The organism is Christiangramia aestuarii (assembly GCF_009735585.1).
In the GTDB taxonomy this organism is placed as follows: Bacteria; Bacteroidota; Bacteroidia; order Flavobacteriales; family Flavobacteriaceae; genus Christiangramia; species Christiangramia aestuarii.
Genome location: NZ_VJVW01000133.1, coordinates 1 through 393, shown reverse-complemented (window position 1 = coordinate 393; position 393 = coordinate 1). Strand labels below are relative to the sequence as shown.

The window sequence follows — 393 nt, the reverse complement described above, 5'->3', positions numbered from 1 at the left end:
ACCTGCTGACCTTCTCCATCGGCTTCGAGGATGCCGGCGGCGAGCGCGGCGACGAGTTCCAGTATTCCGACCTGATCGCCGAGCGCTATCACACCCGCCACCATCGCCTGCGCATCGGCGAGCACGAAGTGATCGAGCAGTTGCCGGCGGCCTTCCGCGCCATGAGCGAGCCGATGGTCAGCCACGACTGCATCGCCTTCTACCTGCTCGCGCGGGAAGTCTCGAAGCACTGCAAGGTGGTGCAGAGCGGCCAGGGCGCCGACGAGCTGTTCGCCGGCTACCACTGGTATCCGAAGGTGGATGGCGCCGACGACGCCTTCGCCGCGTACCGCGCGGCGTTCTTCGACCGCGACCACGAGGAATACCTGGCCACCGTCGGCGAGCGCTTCCGCG

At 67.4% G+C, this 393-nt stretch carries 1 protein-coding gene; it reads left to right on the top strand.

The window, feature by feature from the left end; translation table 11 throughout:
* Nucleotides 1-393, top strand: a 393-nt coding sequence (locus tag FLP08_RS17240; protein WP_238388521.1) for an asparagine synthase-related protein, incomplete at both ends; no start/stop codon positions are given.